The sequence below is a fragment of the Enterococcus sp. AZ196 genome (assembly GCF_050498845.1).
Classification (GTDB): Bacteria; Bacillota; Bacilli; order Lactobacillales; family Enterococcaceae; genus Enterococcus_A; species Enterococcus_A murrayae.
The window spans coordinates 1390343-1408079 of the sequence record NZ_JBIPAM010000002.1; the positions used below are offsets into that span (position 1 = coordinate 1390343).

Here is a 17737-nt window from a genome sequence, read left to right on the forward strand (position 1 = left end):
ATGATTCAGCTTCACTGCAAAAACAGAAACTAAACGCCTTATTCCTAATAGCGTAGTCAGGAAAATCCTTTTTAATGCTGTTCAAAATGCTTCATCAACGCGGCAACCAGCTGTTCTTTATTAGCCTTGTGGACATCCTTTTTGCTGATGGTGAAGTTCGTTTGCTTTTTAGCCAGCTTACGCAGGTCAATTACTTTCATCGCTGCTAAAGCTTCACTGATTTCCGCAGTCTTTCCCGCCTTACGCCAGTTCAAAAAATCTGCTTCCGTGATTGGCTGTCCAGCTGAAACTTCTGTCGATTCAGCTGCTGTTTCTGTTTGATCCGCAGGTACTTCGCTTTCTTCACTGATCATTGCCTGTGGTTCCGCTTCTGCTTGAGCTTCCTCTTCTGATAGTGCCTTTTCTGTATCCAAAGTCGGGCTAATATCGAATGCTTCAACCGATTTCTCTTCAGCGGATTCAAAAATCGCTAAGCCTTCATCCGGACGAGGAATCACGTGGATCGAAGCTAGCAATGCTTCACCAAGATTGGACACGGCCAAAGACGCTGCATCTACTGCTGTTTTCACAGCTCCGACATCTCCGGTTACCATCACAGTTACCAAGCCGCCCCCAACAATTTCCTTTTGCCGCAGACTGACTTTGGCTGTTTTCAACATGACATCACTGGCCTCAATCGCTGCAATCAAGCCTTTTGTCTCGACTAATCCTAATGCGTTCATTCTCTGCTCCTTCCGCTAGATCTCGTTCATCGCTTACTAGCTACTTACACTAAATCCGACCAATTGGCTGGATACGTTGCGTAAAATAATTTCACTTTATCTGGCGAAGCCCAAGTGACCTTACTGCCTTTGGGTACAAAGACAACATCACCAGGGTGTGCCGTATATTTTACGCCCTCGATCGTCATTTCTAAGGTTCCGCTGATCACGTAATCAATTTCCTCATATGGCAATTCCCAATCAAATTGCGAATGATCGATCTCCAGAAAACCGGCTCTGATGTCTGCTTCCTCTTTGTTGACGAGCTCCTGATAAAACACTTTTGCATTAGGATTTCCCGTGTCAAAGGTACGCATATCAACACTGTTTCCCTTCACAACTTTCAAACCGCTCTCGTGCTTCTCACATTGAAAAGGAACTGTTTCACCAGCCAGAATCATCTTTAGTAAATCCAACAATGTTTCTTTGCTGAGACTATCTGGCAGTACATCCGCTGATTTCTCTGCTGCACTGCATTCCTTCAACGATACCTGCAGCTCATCGATCAAATCTTCAGCAGCTGGTGTGATAATCGTATCCGAATCTACACAGAGGGATTCGCCAGCTTCATGTGCTTTCGTCACATCATCAGCACAAATTAGTTTTTTCATTGTCACTGATCCTCCTAAACAAGTTCACAGCTATCATCGATAATACCAATCACTGCAGCATCTACTGGAATCGCATCATCTTCCAGCATCCTTCTAGCCGCACTGCCGCAAGTAACGATCACTCGATCGCCAATCCCGGCACCAATGACATCACAGACAATCATCTGTTCTCCATCGCGAGAACCTCCAATGACTTCTGCGATCATCAGCTTTAGACCATTCAGCTGCTCTGATTTTCGTGTTGCCCAAATATTATCGATCAATCGCGCCGTTACCATTTTCGTTCCTTATCTCTTCGTTTTATTTCTTCGATCGCTGATTCAACGGATGCGGTATCGCCAAAAATCGCCAGCATGATCATATTTTGCGGACAGCTGCCGCGAATATCCTCCACAGTCACCCCAACTGCTTTTTCAGCGACATCCGCCGCACAAACCATTTCGATCAATTTTCCTTGAACCAGCCCTACTGCATCTGGTGTCTCCAAAGCCGTTTTGGCTCCCGATCCTTTGCGGCGGTTCAAGATAGCAAGCGTATCTTCGCCAGGTGATTTAATTATCCGACAATCCATTCTCGTACCCTCCTCCATAATTCAATCTGGCAACAGGATAAAAGAGTAAAGGGCCCGCCTTGAACCTTTTATCCCATCGCCAAATCTGTTTACATGATTTCATCTGTACAGCTTAAGGCAATACCAAGCGGTGTCACAAACATTGGATTCAACGGTTTATAGGTTTTGATCTTCGTCTTCGCTTCAATGATCCCTTCAATTCCAGTCAAACAAGCAGTGCCGCCGACTAGATACAAGCCATCAATTTCGAAGCCGCTAGTTTGCGTCGTGATGATCGTCGCGATTTTTTCTACTACTGGTTTTAAAACACCAATTAGCTCTTGATGGTTTTTCTGATCTCGCTTGTACAGCTCAGCTTCTTGAAAAGAAATTTTATACGCGCCGGCTGTAACCAAGGTCAAATGCGTACCGCCAGTAGCATCATCTGCTACTCTTACAACTTCCCCATCCTTAACGATGGAAATTCCGGTTGTTCCGCCTCCAATATCAACGACTGCCCCATTTTGTATCTGCAGCACCTGATTCGCTGCCGTAGGTTCATCCAAGACATTCGTTAATTCAAAGCCCGCTCCCAGCACGACATTGTTTATTGCCCCGCCGTCCAAATCACCTGTCCCAGGAGGGATCGCCGCCGCAGCATATAGCAGCTCCGTTTCCAGCTTTTCCTCTAGCTCAGCTTTCAGTTCTTTGACAATCTGAATGGCACCAATGTAATCTACGACCATGCCATCTTTAACAACATCGGCATAACGATAAGCACCTGCTACAGGCTGATAGTTTTCATCCATGACAGCTAAGACGATACACGCTGTACCTAGGTCGACACCAGTATAGTAAACACCCGTTGAACTCTTTTTTGGTTTCTTAATTACTGCTTCGAACTCCGCGACTAATTGGTCACAGGCGTTCATATCGGTCATCGTCATCACATGCTTATCCTCCAATGTTTAACAAATATTCTTAAAGCTTGCCCAGTAGACAAATTTCTGTTTTGATTAAATCAATCGATTGTTCCAGAGCAAGCTTCTGCTCTGAAGTAACACAAGTTTGTAAAGCAGTCGCCTGTATAATCGCCCGTCTCAGCTTCAAGATGACTTTTCCACCTGGACAAAACACTTCTGCTTTAGTGATTTCATCAAGTACTGTTTCTTCACAGTCCTCAACTTCTGGAAATACCAGCTCCGGAAAATCCTCCGTCATAATGACTCTTATAGACTGTGCAAGACAAGCGATTCGTTCGCAACTTGCTGAATGCACGTCATGTGCCTTCACAGCAGCTTCCCAAAGTTCTACTTCTAATAGAAGAAAAAAAGTTTCTCGCCTATTGGCTAAGGTCATTTCTGCACTTGTATCATTTGTTACTTCGCCTGACAAACTTAGAGTATCGCTTGAAACCAAAGGCACTTGATGGTCATTTAAAAACTGCTTTGCCCCCGGTGTTAAGCGCTCCTCGTCTGTGAGCATGATAGTTTTCAGCTTTCCTTGGCGGTATTTGAGCTGCAGCTCTTGTTCAGTGATAAAATGCATCAATACCCACCTCGACAAATTCTAGAATAAATATCGGCCAAATTCGCTTCTGTTACTTTTCGCGGATTTGTTAGCGTGCATTTGTCCTTCAGCGCAGCTGCGGCCATTTCTGGAATTGCTTTAACAAATTCAGCTTCAGCAATTCCCAGCTCTGTAACTAATTTTGGGATACCGAATGTTCTTGTCATTTTTTGAATTCCAGCAATGAGTAAGTTGACAGTCGCTCTATCTGTCATGGAGCGAATGCCCAGCAACTTAGCTGCTTCAGCATACTTACATAAAGCCAATGAGTCCTCATTAGTCTCGATTCCAGCATTAAAGCCGATAACATGAGGCAACAATAGTGCATTGGCTTGCCCATGTGGGATATGAAAGCGGCCGCCTAACGCATGAGCTAAACTATGACAAATCCCCAATGAAGCTTCGCTGAATGCCATCCCTGCTAAGCAAGAGGCGTTATGGACTTTTTCCCGCAGCTCCCGATTCTCACCCTTTGCGACGACCTTAGGCAAATCCTGCCAGATCATTCGCATCGCTTTTTCCGCACAAGCATCGGTAAAGTCAGTCGCTTCAGTTGATACGTAGGCTTCTAATGTATGGGTCAAGACATCAATTCCAGTATCCGCAGTAACATTACTAGGCACTGTTAAGGTAAAATCAGGATCCAGTATAGCGATATCTGGGATCATCGCATCATCCACCAGCGCGTACTTGCCGTTGACCGATGGATCAGAGATCACAGCAAACGAGGTCACTTCACTTCCTGTTCCGCTTGTTGTTGGAATACAAACCAATTGCACTGCAATATCCTCAGTTGCTTGCTGATAAATCTGCCTTACTGCTTTTGCAGTGTCTAAAGCAGAACCGCCTCCTAGAGCAATAATCGCGTCCGGCTGGAAAGCTGCTGCGTAAGCCACACCCTTCGTCACCACTTCAATCGTTGGATCCGGTATAATTTCAGAAAATAGCTGATACGGTATGCTGGCTTCAGACAAAAGATTCGTCACTTTTTTTACCATACCGCTGATCAGCATAAAAGGATCACAGATCACTAAAACTCGTTGATAATGACATTCTTTTAAGCAAGCCGTGGCTTGACTGCCAGAATAAATTTTTGTTGCCATTTTAAAACTTCCCACACTCTCTCCTCCTTCCTAAAAATATTGTTCAATCTGACTTAAATCTTCCTTGTCCAAATCAAGAGTCCAGTCGATTTTTTCCAGACCGCAGGCCAAGAGCTGCTCTCTGGCTTGCTGCAAGGCCTCCTGCGTATAGGTTTTCTCAAACGTTACAATGCCATAAAGCGGAATCCGAAAAGCTTTGGCAAAGTTTGGCGGGTAACTGCGATACCGAGCTGTCACAGGCTGCAAAAAAAATCCGCAGCTTGCCGACTGCTGCAAAGCGATCACATGTTTATGCATCCAAGGACTTTCCAAATAGCTGTCAGGAACGATAATGGTTCGCTTATGGTAAACGATACTAGCCACTTTTTTTAAAGGGGCCGCTGTTGTTCCCTCCAGATAATTCGCCAACTTCATTTTGCCGCTATTCCTTGGTCCCACCAAAAGCACCCTCATGTTCTCGTCACATCCACCACAGTAAATTTCAAGACTTCTTTAAAGACTCGCAGGACCTCGTTCAAACTCGTTTCAACGCTTTCTACGTCACCAGTGATCACAACAGATCCTGTAAATCGATCCAAAAATCCAATCTCAACATCAGCCACTTTTGCGGCCGTATCGGCCGCAATCATAGCTGTTTCAAAAGGGGAAAGCGTCAAAATGCCTATGGCTCCAGCTTCATCCAGCCCTAAAGAGTGATAGACACTTGCGATAGGTGCTGCGATTACATGAGCCAGCGTAATCTGTTTTCCGGGTACCGATTCTTCGATTACCCGTTGTGCTATCAAATCTGACATGACTGCTTCCTCCCTAATGTCGAACGACGCGTACTGGAAAATCATACCCGGCGATCCAGCCTTCGATTCGATCTAAATCCTCCTCAGCCAGGCTCGGATCTCCTTCAACTGGATATTCCATACCTAATTGACCATATTTATTGACCCCCAATTTGTGATAAGGCAATAAATCGATCCCTTTAAAATTCGGCATGTCTTTATACGGCAACAAGAAATCCACGATCTCTTTAATTTCTTCATGACTATCATTGATCATCTTCAGCATCGGCATCCTGATCTGAACCTTATATCCGCGAACCAGTAATTCTTTCAAGTTTTCTAAGATTTTCTCATTACTGATTCCCGTTAGTTCATTATGTCGAACTGGATCCATATGCTTCATATCATATAAGAAAAGATCTGTGTAATCGGCTATTTCCATCAGCTTCTTCATATTGCTGTGCCCGCAAGTCTCAATAGCTGTATTGATACCATCCGCCTTACAGGCCTTCAAAAGGGCAAGTGCCGCTTCAGGCTGTGCCGTACACTCGCCTCCGCTAAATGTCACCCCGCCGCCAGATATTTCATAAAAGGCGTCATCCTCATGAATGACCTCCATCAATTCTGAAATAGTCTTGATTGTCCCAGTGATGTTCAAGGCCTGCTTCGGACAGGCCTCCACACATTTCTGACAACCATTACAGGAAATATCACGCCGAACCTGATGCTTGCCATTTTCATCCACGTAATGAATCCCTAAAGGACACGCTTCTACACATGCCCCGCAATCATTACAGACACTTTCCTTATACATGACTTCAAACTTACGCTTGATTCCTTCTGGATTGGCACACCATTGGCAGCGCAATGGACAGCCTTTGAAAAAGACGATAGTTCTGATCCCAGGACCGTCATACAGGCTGTATTTTTGTACATTGAAAACCATTGCTTGCCGCTCTATCCGTTCCTCTATCACATCAACCATCCATTCCAAGCTCCAGCTTATATTCTAAAATTTCGTCAACATTGTCCGTGAAATGATTTCATCCTGCACGTCTTTACATAATTCCACGAAGAATGCACTATACCCTGCAACTCGGACGATCAGATCGCGATATTGTTCAGGATGTTTTTGCGCCTCAACCAATGTATTGTTATCTAAATAGTTAAATTGCATTTCTCCATTACCCAAATGACAAGCTGTTTTCAGCAGCGTAATCAGACTTTCCTCACCTTCTGGTGTATCAAGCAAACCAGACATAATCTTAAAGTTATGGACCATTCCGATATTCATGCTGTCATTAGACATTTTGGAAATCGATTTAATAATCGCAGTCGGGCCTTTAAAGTCCGCCCCTTGTGTTGGACTAATTCCGTCAGACAATGGCGTCCAAGCTTTCCGGCCGTTCGCAGAAGCTCCGGTCATTTGACCAAACGGAGTATTGTTTGAAATAGACAATGTTCCGTGACTTAATACGGAATACAACGTTTTATATTTACGGTGCTCCGCTTCGGTAAAGTTGATCAAGTCAGCCGCAATTAAATCGGCATAATCATCATCATTCCCATATTTCGGTGCATTCAGACAATCAGTTCTCATACGATCATAATTAACAAAATCGGCTTTTAGTCCCTCATTTAGTTCCTGCAACGAGTATTTCTTCTCATCAAAAACGAGCTTCTTGATCGCCGCCATCGAATCCGCATAAGTTGCCAAACCTGACCAAACCACCCCTGGTCCAAAGTTATACATCGCACCGCCGGAGGACACATCTTTTCCATTTTCCATACAGCCTTCATACATGATTGACATCAATGGTTTTGGAGCAAGATCACGATGAACACGTTGTGAAATCACCGTAGCGACATCCGTCCATTTGGTGATATATTTGATTTCTTCTTTCACAGCCTCTTCGAATTCTTCATATGTCGCAAAACGAGACAAGTCTCCCATATCTGGACAAACCTGTTTGCCATACCACAACGGCACGCCCTTATTCATCACAAGCTCAATACAGATCGGCCATTGAGTATAGGCTGTTGACGTCCATTGATATAGACGACCAGATTTTTGCGGCTCAACACAGCCCATTAAGCAGTAATCTCTCGCGTCCTCGATGGATACTCCTTTAGCCAACATCATTTTGATATGTGTATCGTCAAAGTGACATGCCGGGAAGCCCATCCCTGCACGAACAACATCAACAATTTTTTTCAGATATTCCCGAGGTGAATGGGTGTGAATTCGACAAGCGAGTGATGGCTGATAAACCTTCACATGACGCACAGCATCCATCAATAAGTAAGTCAATTCGTTCGTTGCATCACGTCCTTGACGAGTAACTCCGCCGACACACATATTGACGAATGGTTGATAACCTGCGAAAAATTTCGAACCGCCTTCGCTGGTGATCCACATCATTTCTGACATTTTGATCAGCATACAGCCAGCTAATTCAAAGGCTTGGAATTCGTTCATGCGGCCTTCTTCCAAATCAGCTTTAAAGTATGGATACATGTATTGATCGACCCGTCCAATCGACATACCTGTTTGATTTTCTTCTACAACCAGCAAGGATTCGATGGTCCAGACTGCTTGAATGGCTTCCCAGAAGTTCTCTGGTTTGTGAGCTGGGACTCTGCGGTTCACTTCGGAGATTTTTAATAGCTCAGCCTTCCGTTTAGGGTTTGTTTCCTTCGCAGCAAGCTCTGCGGCATAGTCTGCCATCCGGCGCGCATAGATCATAACCCCTTCAGTTGTATCGATGATTGACTTATAGAAATAGATTTTTTCGATATCATCTGGATTTTCATAATCTAACTCCTCCAAATGCGCTTTCGCTTCATTTTGGATGTCGATCATGCCTTTTTTCATTAAAATAACATCATAACCAGGGTTCGAATCGCCACCACCATTTAATGCATGGTAGGAACAATCGGATACAAATGATTCGCCGGATAATTCCCATACACCTGCTTCGCGGTACTGATCTTCACAATACTCATCAACAGATTTGCCCTTCCAGAATGGGAAAAGCTCTTCACGCATAATTTTTTTGTCTTCATCCGAAATGTAGAACGGATCTTGCGCACGGCTGCCGATCGTATCAATTTCATCTTCCATCCAACGCCATGCAATATCCGGAGAAAAAGCCCCAGCCCGCGGTTTGCCGTTTGGTGCACCCACGATTAATTCATGATCTTGAATGACTAACGGTGCCGTTTCACAGCAATAACGGAAGCATTTAGCTCGCAAGACAATTTTTGGCATACCGGGATTCTCTTTGGCAATCTTAGTGATTGCCCGTGCACGATAAGTCGTGATTGACGGTACTTGCTCCAAATAATTGTCCTTAAGCGCTTGCAAACGTTTGGTGATCCCATCAGGAATCGTGGTCCCTTCGTCAGATGCCAAGATTTCTATCGCAACATCATCTTTTTTTACTTCGTCTGATACGGTAGCGAACATTTTCATCAAGGCTTGTCTTTCTTCTGAGCTTAATTCTTTTGTCGCCTCAGCTAATTTCGCTGAAAATTCTTTGATGTCCATCTATTTCCCCCACTTTATTCAATGATTTTTCTTAAGATTTTTTCCAAAAGTGCTTGCTGATCGATCGTGATCGGCTCTACTTTTTCACCTGCAAGACCTATTTCTTTAGTCGTACTGTAGCCGATTTCCCGAACATAAGTGAAATCCTTCGCGGTAATGTTTTTCGCCACATATCCTCGACCTGTTGTCATGCCGCCTAATATCATGGACACCGGCAAAGTCGAATCAAGCCCGATTCCGGCAAAGCCTGCTCCTGTATTGACCAGCATACGTCCGATGGGCTTTTTGAGACCAAATTCACGAATGATCGCCGAATTTTTCGAATGAATCGCCAAGGTATGACCGTTCCGCTTCTCCTTCAGCAACTGAATGCATTTATCACAGGCATGAATCCAGTCCGATTCCAGATAATAGGTCATTACCGGACAAGGCAGCGCATTCGTAAATGGATTCTCTTCAAAAATGTAAGGCTGTTCCGATACTAAAACACGCGTTCCTTCAGCAACTGGAAATCCAGAAATCTTCGCCAATGTTTTCGCATCTTTACCAATCACTGTCGGATTCACTTCGTTATCTAGAAATAATTTACTCAAAAGCTGCTTTTCTTCATCAGAGCTCATAAAATGTGCCCCAGCACGAATCATCTTTTCTTTGACTTCGCTGGCGATCACACTTTCCGCGATCACAAATTGCTCCGCCGCTGGCAGCAAGCCGTTGTCAAAGCCGCGGCTAGTAATGATTTCATCTACCGCGTGGTCAATATCTGCCGTTCGTTCAATAAAGACTGGCGTCGAACCGACGGCACCATAAATGGTCGGTTTGGAGCAGTCAAAATAGGACGAATGTCCGATATTCACTACTAAGGCGACCGCCGCCTGCTCGGTTAGCACACTGATTCCTTCAATCGCCGTATTTTCCATAAAGCAAAAGCTGGACTTTGGAAAGCCGGCGTTACTTTGTTGGAAAACATCATAAAGCTTCGCAACGACTGCTTCTGTTCGTGCCTGCGGGATCAAAATAATCGTATTTCCACCCTTCAATGCACTGATCGTGGCAAAAAAGGCATTCAACAAAATATTTTCCCCCGGTAGAATAGCGGCAATCACTCCTAACGGCACACCGATTTGCTTCAATTCGCCAGTATCCTCTAAAACACCAAGGACCGGTTCATGCAACGATTCAGCAAATTGATCTAAGAAAATTTGCCACAAAGATAATTTATCCTTTTCATTTCCCTTGCCTGTAGCGGCAACCTCAAAGGCAACGAGCTCAGGCAAGCTCTCTTTCACCTCTGTGATAAGCTTTTTCAGCATACGATCAATGGTTTGCTGATCATAATCCTTTAACAAAAACTGAGCATCACGAGCGGATTCAGTTAAGATGCGGGCTTCTTGGATCGATTTCAAATCTTTATCCACAAACTGCATGTTCCCTACTCCTTTTTCATATTGATGGATTCATTTTTCTAAATTCAGGAAAAATAAGTCCGATTTTCAAGCCGTATATCATCCAACTAGATTCTTAAACCAGTCATTTCCTGATCCTTTTTTTGTTCCCATTTTCGACAAACTTGAAAAAGTTGGACTGAAACCCTTATGCTGGCAGTAATTGCTCCAATGAATAGCGATCGATGATTTTCCCTAAATCAATGTGCGGGCTAGGAATAACTACCGAGCTATAAACCTCCGCACCCATTTCTTCTACAGCTGCGACCCCAGATTCAACCGCTGTTTTGCACGCGGCGACATCGCCTCTGACGATGACTGAAATATAGCCGGAGGCCACATTTTCATAGCCGACTAAATCAACATCAGCTGCTTTACACATCGCATCGGCTGCTTCTAAAACAAACACCAAACCGAATGTCTCGATCGCTCCGATTGCTTCGTATCTTTCCATTTTTTCACTCCTTATTCGTATAAATGTATTCATTTTTCATAAACCGAAATATGAGTCCTATTCTCATGCCGTATATCGTCCTATTTGCTTACTTATTGGTCAATATCATGAACTGAAACGATATCTCCTACAGCGTGAATTGGTCTTGGCATCACATTTTGTGCCGTTAATGTGCCGATTTCTGCTGCAGCTTTGGCACCAGCTGAAACAGAGGCTTCAACCGCAGCGACATCGCCTTTGATCATGATCGTAACCAAAGTAGAACCGATATTTTCATAAGAAATCAATTCTACATTCGCCGCCTTCAGCATTTCATCACAGGCCTTCAATGCTGGAACCAATCCGACTGTTTCGACTAATCCTAGTGCTTCTTCACCTTTATACCTCACCTGTAAGCCTCCTTACCCTTTACGATATGCGGCATCGACATACTTAGAGACTGTTTGCTCGCCATCTTCTGTAATTTGATAACGCATCACTAATTCATTTTCACTATCTAAATCGTAGCTAGTCATCTCTACTAAGCCATTCGCCTCAAGAGCTAACAGATGATCTAGATACATTTTTTTATTAAACTGACCTTCGTTTCCATAGTCCTTTTTCAATGCGGACATGACACTTTTTACATCCACTTCTTCTCCATCGGACATATAGTTCAAAACAGCCATTCGACTTGGTAGAACCATCTTAAGCATCTCCTTTTCTGAATAAGTCTAAAGGATTCATTGTTACGATAATGGCGCCTAAAACAATGACGACAGATCCAATGACGATCGTCGTTGTAAATGATTGTCCCAAGAACATAACGCTGAACAACACACCCCAGAAGGCATAGGTTACATTCAATGACATCCCAATCGCACAGCCGACCATCGAATTGGCTTTATACCAGCACACGAAGGATGCTGCGGCACTTAAGCCTGCCAATGCCAACCATAAAATCGGGATACCAGCAGCTAACGTCCCGCCTAACAACTTAAGTGCGCCAATAAGTGGAACGATCAGAACTAAAACAGCGAGACCCGAAATCAACTCTCGTAAATTAACCGCCACATCTGTATCGATCATGGCACCGCCGAAGCTTGAGAACACGCCTTCAAGTCCCCAGCAAACTGCGGCAATTAACGCACAAATAATTCCTAATGTGAAGTTTGGTGCGCCCTCTGGTTTTACAAAATTAATAATGATAGCTCCCATCACACATAAAACCATTCCGAAAACTACCCGTTTAGTTGGTTTTTGTTTTAAGAAAATCCACGCGAATAAAGAACCAAATAAGCTGCAAGTCGCTGAAATCGGAATCGCATAAGCACCTGCTAACGCAAGTCCGATCAAATAAGCACCGTTGGCAACTGGTCCGCCCAGCAAAAAACCTACAACAAGCATTTGACCCGGTTTGGTTTTCAATGTTCTCGTCAACTCTTTTAAACGACCCTGTTTTGCGTTATAGAATAATAGCCAAATCCCGGCAAATAAATCGTTTAAGCCAGAAGCCACAAAGGGAGCCGCCAAAATACCCGCAGCGCTGGCCAATGGATTGTAACCACTTGCCACCACAACTAACGTGGAATATATTCCGTAGGTTAACCCAGAAAATAACCCATTTCCGAGCCCAGCAATCTGAAACTTTTTACCGACCGCTTTCATTTTCGCTTCCGCAGTCGCGGATGTTTGCATTACACTTTTTTCACCGTCCATCTGAATTCTCCTTAATCATTAATCATTTGTTGTCGCTGGAAGAATAGTCTCAACTTCACCATGTGGTCGAGGAATTACGTGAACAGACAATAGTTCACCCACTCTTTGTGCGGCTGTTGCTCCTGCATCCGTTGCAGCTTTGACAGCACCTACATCGCCACGCACCATAACGGTGACAATACCACCGCCTACAAGCTCTTTTCCAATCAAGGAAACATTAGCAGCCTTGACCATTGCATCAGCCGCTTCAATTGAGCCCACCAGCCCTCTTGTCTCTACCATTCCCAAAGCATCGTACTTCATTTGTGTTCCTCCCGTTTGCGGTTCACGCTCAAACTGCTTTTATTTTTTGCATCTTCACTTTAGGTCGTTCCCTTACGGTATAAGTCAATAAAATAATTTAAAAAAATTGTGCACTGATACACAATCTTTATTTTTGATACAGAGGCCATTCTCAATTAACTGTATCAATCGAGAACGGTATATCGTCGTTTGCTTAACAAAATTGATTTATTCCCGAATTTATACTAATTGTTTACTTACAATCATTTTTTCCCCAACGAAAAACATCTTATTTATAAATTAGTACAGGATTTAGAAAAATTAATTTCGTTTTTGTCACCAAAATTATTTTTCCGCCATTTCCGCAAAAATTTTTCAGCAAATCTTAGTAAATGAAAACGATAGAAAATTATCATCCTTACGAACAATCCTGTTTTATCAGTGTTTTTAAACAAATTATTGCTCTTTATCGAAACCTTGCCCTTAGAGACAATGCTGCGAGTTATTTTATGTTTTCAGAAAATCACCATGCGTTCTTTCAAATTTTGCCGTAAAAAATAGCCTAGCAACACGAGGCTGCTAGGCTATTAAAACTACATTTTCGTTGCAGGTACCATAATTTCTGTAACAAACTTATTTGGATCTTGAGTGGACCAATAATCAATGACATAGCGCTCATAACAGTTTGGACCGATTTTATAGTTGTGATCCGCGGCCCATTCTTCTAAAAGTTGATATTTTTCAGAAATATTTTTATGATCCCCTAAATGATACAGACAAGCAAACATCTGTCCACCGTAATCTTGCCTTGGTATTAAATATTTACTATTTCGAACAGGCTTTTGTACGACCGTCGCATGTTTGATAATGCCCTCTGCCTTTGCCTTATAGTCAGAAAAACTTAGAATAACCGGTCCTGTGATCTCACTTTCAAAATGCTCTAAATAATTGGTCCACTCAATATTTATAATTGATGCCTTGTAATCGTATTCAAAATTTTGTTCTAAAAAGTAATAACTATCACGATCAATATACTTTAGACTGATGTTGTTCACATTATTTTCCATGGCCATCGTACCTTCGTTTAACAACCCTACCCAATCAGATACCGACTCATGGCAATTTTGAATGCGCTCCTCTTCCCTTTTCAGCTCATCAAGCTTACTCAAAAAGTTCCGTTGATGAAAAAAGTAATCCGTCGTGTCTGAAATTCCAGTCATTTCTTGCAGGCGAAAGCCCATTTGCTTGTAGTACTTCAGAATCGGAATCATCATTACGGTATCTTCGCTATAATATCGATAGCCATTCTTTGGGCTGACATGATCAGGTATAAGCAATCCTAATTCCTCGTAGAAGCGCAACGTCTTTCTTGAAACGTGACAAATCTCTGCCGCTTCACCAATACTGTGCATCATTTTCTTCACTCCCATCCTCGTTGTCATTATCTAACCACCCTTTACATAATTTCTCTAAAAATTATGGGTCGTTCTGTTATAGTTGTCAAGTAAAATTCTGATCTGCACTATAACAGAAGAGCGAAATTTGTGAATAAATACATTTACGTCAAGCTTTCTATCGCCAAATAATTATTTTAATTTTAAAAAAATTTTTTGAATCAAATTTAGGATTTTCACCTATGTTTCTTATTGAACCCTTATTTTTTCAAGTGAATTAAAATAACGTTTTTATCATATTTCCAAGTGACTGAATAGACTTACTTAGGGGAGCTAACTTCATACTCGATCTTTCCTGTTAACAGTATGCCTTCAGCAAAAACATACTATTACCATATGTTTCAACAACAGACCCAAAGTACTTGAATCAACTCCCCCTCTTCCCATCAAATTCTTTAAAAAACTTTTAACAGCACATCGGTTGATAAAATAACTATAACCACTATCTTCATACTTGGGTTTCCAGACAAATTCATCCATCTTTTCGAGTGAAATATACTACCTCCATTATTTCGTTTTCACTTAAAAATTTCTTTACCTTTTGATCCTTCATTTTGAATTTTTGGATAGAAAAAAACTGTAATCATGTTTTCATAGTCCTTAAAACATAAAAATATCATAGTGAAAATCAGTTATTTTTGGCTTCCAATACCAAACCAAAAAAAGAGCTTTTCACTATGACTTGTTCTTACTGTGAAGATCAATATCGTTCAATTTTTCCTAATTAAATAAATCAGAAGGCTTAATAATTATACCGTCATATATCAGACCTGTTTCTCATCCATACGCTTTGAACCAATAAGAATACGATGGCGACAACGTACCCTACAATTGCAAAAACAGATGACTGAATACCAAACACTCCGCCGGTCAAAAGGATATTTTTGTCTTGAATCACGTATTGAATAGGCGAGATTGGATTCTCAACGTTGCTCATCATAAAGATTCCGCTGCTTACAATCAGGTTCCAGCAAAAATGATACAAGAAGCTGCACCAAATCGTGCCAGAAAAATATGCTCCCATTGAAAAAAGTATACCTGTTAACGTGCCCGCCACAATGACCAGCAAACATTCCTTTAAAGATAAACGTCCGTTTAATACATGTAAAATTGCAAATAGCAGCGAAGGAACCAGAAAAGCAATTCGAGGGGACCATTCTCTTTCGATAACACGCATGATTACTCCGCGAAAAATCATTTCCTCCGTTAAGCTCGCTAATAATCCAGCACCCAACACTCCTGGTACAAGGACCGTAGCAAGCTGATCCATGGGCTGATTTACTAGAGTGAATGACCCTCTGGTGAATAAGATCGTAGCTGCGACTACTCCCAGGGGTAATAATAGCGCTAAGATGAACCACTTTGCTTTGAAATGAATTCGATCAATCCGAAATTCAGCCAAAGGCTCATTGTACGCAAGTTTTATTAAGACACGAATAGCAATAAACGTAAGTAATAGATCGCTTGCTATAAATAAAAGCATACTCCCCTGAAATGGCAAAGACAGCTTTAACCACTGGGCAGCGGCTGGACGAGTGACAAAGGAAATAACTAAGCACAACAAACAAACGACAATACTTTTTATTTTGGATTTCATGATTATTCCTCCAATTAATGATTCTTTATTTACTCTCAGCATAATGCTGAATGCTTAATTCAAGAATCGATAAACATTAACTGAAGATTAAAAATCCATCAATCATCTACTTCGGGAGTTTGATCAGAAAGCCCTTTGTATAGTCCGAAATATTTTCGACTAGCTGAATCGTTCCGTTATGCTTATCAATAATCTGCTTCGTAATTGCCAAGCCAAGGCCGGTTCCCGTTTTGCTTCTTGAAGAATCTTCTTGAACAAAGGGATCAAACATTACTGGAATAAACTCTTTTGCCAATTTTTTACCACTATCTGCGATCAACAGCTCTAGCTGATCACCGACACGCAGCTGAATCAATATCTTAGTTCCCGCTGGATTATGTGAAAGAGCGTTGACCAGAATATTATGCAACGCTCGACCAAATTCCAATGGATCGATCATTGCTTTTACAGGAGTATTCGATACATCAATCTGCAACTCCATCTTTTTTTCCTCAAACGCAGCATAATGTGACGCAACAATTTCTCTGATCAACCGGCTGAAATCACTGCTTTCTAAATGAAGCGGATAATCTGTCCCCTCCAACCGTGCATATTGCAGCATCAACTCTAACATTTGATTGCTTTGATCGGCTTTGTCATAGATCGTTTCCAGCATCTGTCTTTCTTTTTGAGGATCTATATTTTTTTCCTCAAGCAACAGCTTCGCATAGCCTAATACCGAAGTGCTCGGTGTTTTTAAATCGTGAGCGATCGTAGCAAATAACTGTGTCTTCTCCTGATTATAAGCAACATTCTCAAGCTGAATTCGTTTTGTAAGAATACGGATGAAAATGTATAGAATAAGAACAAAGATAACTACTTTAACAGCTGTTACACCAAAAAAACCTGAAATCATCAAAGATTTGCTCTCCGAAAAGGCATTCGTGTAGCGAATAAACAGACTATCAATGACCGTATTCAGCAGTACCAATGGAATGGTTACACCTAGAAATAGTTTAATTAGAAATGACCGTAAATTTTGCATACTATTTCTCCATTCGATAGCCCAGACCACGAATCGTATGAATTCGTGATTCTCCGACCTTATTTCTGAGTTTGCTGATGCACACACGGATCGTATTATCATCGACAGCGTCAGCATTTTTCCAGCCAGTTTCATAAATTTGCTCCTTAGAAAACACCTGCCCTGGGCTGTTCATAAAAAGAAACAGCACCTTAAACTCAACAGAAGTCAACTCGATCTCCTCCATCTCACGGATAAGGATGCATCGATCTAAGTCCAATTCTAAATCAGCCACCTTCAAGCTGCCCTTCATTTTCCGATCATTGCCCAAGTCATATAGTCGACGGAGATTGGCCCGAACTCTTGCAACGACTTCAAGTGCATCAAAGGGCTTGCTAATGTAATCATCCGCGCCTAGATCCAACCCGAAAATTTTATCTGTTGCCTCCGTTTTAGCAGAAAGAATCATGATAGGCACATTACTTTTTTCTCGAATCGCTTTTGTTAATTGAAACCCATCTATCTTTGGCATCATGATATCTAATATAACTAAATCAATCTCTTCTGTTTCAAAGATTCTCAATGCTTCTTGACCATCATGAGCGTCAAATATTGTCATCTGATCTTTTTCCAAATAAAACTTTAACAGCTCTACGATTTCTTTTTCATCGTCAGCGATCAATAGTTTAGGCATCTCTATTCCCCCTCAGTGAAAAATTCGCTTACCTTTATTATATTCTACTGCCCATACTAATGGACACGTTTATTTCATCATTCAAGGCAGCAACTACTATTGATCACTGCAATAAACTAAAAAACCAGAGTTCCAAGTATAGAAACTCTGGTTTATTGCAGATTTTTTTAGGTTGATTCTATTAAAATATTTC

At 42.0% G+C, this 17737-nt stretch carries 21 protein-coding genes; all 21 read right to left on the bottom strand.

What is annotated here, in order from left to right:
• Positions 1-71 precede the first annotated feature (71 nt).
• The 21 genes from IGI67_RS24365 to IGI67_RS24465 all read right to left on the bottom strand — a co-directional run bounded on the left by IGI67_RS24365 (position 72) and on the right by IGI67_RS24465 (position 17544).
• Entirely contained in the window at positions 72-722 is a 651-nt protein-coding gene (locus IGI67_RS24365) for a BMC domain-containing protein (RefSeq protein WP_429959667.1), read from the bottom strand.
• Between the two features lie 44 nt (positions 723-766).
• Complete coding sequence (locus tag IGI67_RS24370) at positions 767-1372, bottom strand: cupin domain-containing protein (RefSeq protein WP_429959668.1); 606 nt, start codon at positions 1370-1372, stop codon at positions 767-769.
• A 14-nt stretch (positions 1373-1386) separates the two neighbouring features.
• Entirely contained in the window at positions 1387-1650 is a 264-nt protein-coding gene (locus IGI67_RS24375) for a EutN/CcmL family microcompartment protein (RefSeq protein ID WP_429959669.1), read from the bottom strand.
• Entirely contained in the window at positions 1644-1943 is a 300-nt protein-coding gene (locus tag IGI67_RS24380; protein WP_207107702.1) for a BMC domain-containing protein, read from the bottom strand. The genes IGI67_RS24375 and IGI67_RS24380 overlap by 7 nt, the downstream gene beginning before the upstream one ends.
• 89 nt (positions 1944-2032) lie before the next feature.
• On the bottom strand, positions 2033-2869 hold the full coding sequence (gene eutJ / locus IGI67_RS24385; protein ID WP_429959825.1) for an ethanolamine utilization protein EutJ: 837 nt from the start codon (positions 2867-2869) through the stop codon (positions 2033-2035).
• Between the two features lie 34 nt (positions 2870-2903).
• Positions 2904-3470: a hypothetical protein gene (locus IGI67_RS24390; protein ID WP_429959670.1), complete on the bottom strand. Its 567-nt coding sequence runs from the start codon at positions 3468-3470 to the stop codon at positions 2904-2906.
• The gene (locus IGI67_RS24395) at positions 3470-4609 is read right to left on the bottom strand and encodes a 1-propanol dehydrogenase PduQ (RefSeq protein WP_429959671.1); all 1140 of its coding nucleotides are present in this window, start codon (positions 4607-4609) and stop codon (positions 3470-3472) included. Before IGI67_RS24395 ends, IGI67_RS24390 begins: the two co-directional genes overlap by 1 nt.
• Positions 4610-4624: 15 nt before the next feature.
• Positions 4625-5032, bottom strand: coding sequence for a EutP/PduV family microcompartment system protein (locus IGI67_RS24400; protein WP_429959672.1), 408 nt, complete (start codon positions 5030-5032; stop codon positions 4625-4627).
• 11 nt (positions 5033-5043) lie between these two features.
• Positions 5044-5388 (bottom strand): BMC domain-containing protein, encoded by a 345-nt coding sequence (locus IGI67_RS24405; RefSeq protein ID WP_429959673.1) that lies wholly within the window; start codon positions 5386-5388, stop codon positions 5044-5046.
• Between the two features lie 13 nt (positions 5389-5401).
• The gene (gene cutD / locus IGI67_RS24410) at positions 5402-6352 is read right to left on the bottom strand and encodes a choline TMA-lyase-activating enzyme (RefSeq protein WP_429959674.1); all 951 of its coding nucleotides are present in this window, start codon (positions 6350-6352) and stop codon (positions 5402-5404) included.
• A 24-nt stretch (positions 6353-6376) separates the two neighbouring features.
• Positions 6377-8917 carry a choline trimethylamine-lyase gene (gene cutC, locus IGI67_RS24415; RefSeq protein WP_429959675.1) on the bottom strand — a complete coding sequence of 847 codons (2541 nt, stop codon included), beginning with the start codon at positions 8915-8917 and terminating at the stop codon, positions 6377-6379.
• 14 nt (positions 8918-8931) lie between these two features.
• A complete protein-coding gene (locus tag IGI67_RS24420) occupies positions 8932-10344 on the bottom strand; it encodes an aldehyde dehydrogenase family protein (RefSeq protein ID WP_429959676.1) in 1413 nt (470 codons plus the stop codon).
• Between the two features lie 166 nt (positions 10345-10510).
• Positions 10511-10816, bottom strand: a complete 306-nt coding sequence (locus IGI67_RS24425; RefSeq protein WP_207107710.1) for a BMC domain-containing protein — start codon at positions 10814-10816, stop codon at positions 10511-10513.
• Positions 10817-10908: 92 nt separating this feature from the next.
• Positions 10909-11205 carry a BMC domain-containing protein gene (locus IGI67_RS24430; protein ID WP_429959677.1) on the bottom strand — a complete coding sequence of 99 codons (297 nt, stop codon included), beginning with the start codon at positions 11203-11205 and terminating at the stop codon, positions 10909-10911.
• A gap of 12 nt (positions 11206-11217) precedes the next feature.
• A complete protein-coding gene (locus tag IGI67_RS24435; protein WP_207107712.1) occupies positions 11218-11502 on the bottom strand; it encodes a hypothetical protein in 285 nt (94 codons plus the stop codon).
• 1 nt (position 11503) lies between these two features.
• Positions 11504-12514, bottom strand: a complete 1011-nt coding sequence (locus tag IGI67_RS24440; RefSeq protein ID WP_207107713.1) for a DMT family transporter — start codon at positions 12512-12514, stop codon at positions 11504-11506.
• Positions 12515-12532: 18 nt separating this feature from the next.
• Positions 12533-12817 carry an ethanolamine utilization microcompartment protein EutM gene (eutM, locus tag IGI67_RS24445; protein WP_429959678.1) on the bottom strand — a complete coding sequence of 95 codons (285 nt, stop codon included), beginning with the start codon at positions 12815-12817 and terminating at the stop codon, positions 12533-12535.
• Positions 12818-13389: 572 nt separating this feature from the next.
• Positions 13390-14238, bottom strand: a complete 849-nt coding sequence (locus IGI67_RS24450) for a MerR family transcriptional regulator (RefSeq protein WP_429959679.1) — start codon at positions 14236-14238, stop codon at positions 13390-13392.
• 769 nt (positions 14239-15007) lie between these two features.
• The gene (locus IGI67_RS24455; protein ID WP_429959680.1) at positions 15008-15847 is read right to left on the bottom strand and encodes a CPBP family intramembrane glutamic endopeptidase; all 840 of its coding nucleotides are present in this window, start codon (positions 15845-15847) and stop codon (positions 15008-15010) included.
• Between the two features lie 106 nt (positions 15848-15953).
• Positions 15954-16871, bottom strand: coding sequence for a sensor histidine kinase (locus IGI67_RS24460; protein ID WP_429959681.1), 918 nt, complete (start codon positions 16869-16871; stop codon positions 15954-15956).
• A 1-nt stretch (position 16872) separates the two neighbouring features.
• Complete coding sequence (locus IGI67_RS24465; RefSeq protein ID WP_207107718.1) at positions 16873-17544, bottom strand: response regulator transcription factor; 672 nt, start codon at positions 17542-17544, stop codon at positions 16873-16875.
• Positions 17545-17737 lie beyond the last annotated feature (193 nt).

What these genes read in the sequence shown, in the direction of transcription:
- cutD (WP_429959674.1), bottom strand. Translation starts at nt 6,352, where the DNA reads ATGGTTGATGTGATAGAGGAACGGATAGAGCGGCAAGCAATGGTTTTC.
- eutM (WP_429959678.1), bottom strand. Translation starts at nt 12,817, where the DNA reads ATGAAGTACGATGCTTTGGGAATGGTAGAGACAAGAGGGCTGGTGGGC.
- IGI67_RS24440 (WP_207107713.1), bottom strand. Translation starts at nt 12,514, where the DNA reads ATGGACGGTGAAAAAAGTGTAATGCAAACATCCGCGACTGCGGAAGCG.
- IGI67_RS24425 (WP_207107710.1), bottom strand. Translation starts at nt 10,816, where the DNA reads ATGGAAAGATACGAAGCAATCGGAGCGATCGAGACATTCGGTTTGGTG.
- IGI67_RS24390 (WP_429959670.1), bottom strand. Translation starts at nt 3,470, where the DNA reads ATGCATTTTATCACTGAACAAGAGCTGCAGCTCAAATACCGCCAAGGA.
- IGI67_RS24380 (WP_207107702.1), bottom strand. Translation starts at nt 1,943, where the DNA reads ATGGATTGTCGGATAATTAAATCACCTGGCGAAGATACGCTTGCTATC.
- IGI67_RS24455 (WP_429959680.1), bottom strand. Translation starts at nt 15,847, where the DNA reads ATGAAATCCAAAATAAAAAGTATTGTCGTTTGTTTGTTGTGCTTAGTT.
- IGI67_RS24465 (WP_207107718.1), bottom strand. Translation starts at nt 17,544, where the DNA reads ATGCCTAAACTATTGATCGCTGACGATGAAAAAGAAATCGTAGAGCTG.
- IGI67_RS24405 (WP_429959673.1), bottom strand. Translation starts at nt 5,388, where the DNA reads ATGTCAGATTTGATAGCACAACGGGTAATCGAAGAATCGGTACCCGGA.
- IGI67_RS24365 (WP_429959667.1), bottom strand. Translation starts at nt 722, where the DNA reads ATGAACGCATTAGGATTAGTCGAGACAAAAGGCTTGATTGCAGCGATT.
- IGI67_RS24460 (WP_429959681.1), bottom strand. Translation starts at nt 16,871, where the DNA reads ATGCAAAATTTACGGTCATTTCTAATTAAACTATTTCTAGGTGTAACC.
- IGI67_RS24420 (WP_429959676.1), bottom strand. Translation starts at nt 10,344, where the DNA reads ATGCAGTTTGTGGATAAAGATTTGAAATCGATCCAAGAAGCCCGCATC.
- eutJ (WP_429959825.1), bottom strand. Translation starts at nt 2,869, where the DNA reads ATGACGATGACCGATATGAACGCCTGTGACCAATTAGTCGCGGAGTTC.
- IGI67_RS24450 (WP_429959679.1), bottom strand. Translation starts at nt 14,238, where the DNA reads ATGACAACGAGGATGGGAGTGAAGAAAATGATGCACAGTATTGGTGAA.
- IGI67_RS24370 (WP_429959668.1), bottom strand. Translation starts at nt 1,372, where the DNA reads ATGAAAAAACTAATTTGTGCTGATGATGTGACGAAAGCACATGAAGCT.
- cutC (WP_429959675.1), bottom strand. Translation starts at nt 8,917, where the DNA reads ATGGACATCAAAGAATTTTCAGCGAAATTAGCTGAGGCGACAAAAGAA.
- IGI67_RS24375 (WP_429959669.1), bottom strand. Translation starts at nt 1,650, where the DNA reads ATGGTAACGGCGCGATTGATCGATAATATTTGGGCAACACGAAAATCA.
- IGI67_RS24435 (WP_207107712.1), bottom strand. Translation starts at nt 11,502, where the DNA reads ATGGTTCTACCAAGTCGAATGGCTGTTTTGAACTATATGTCCGATGGA.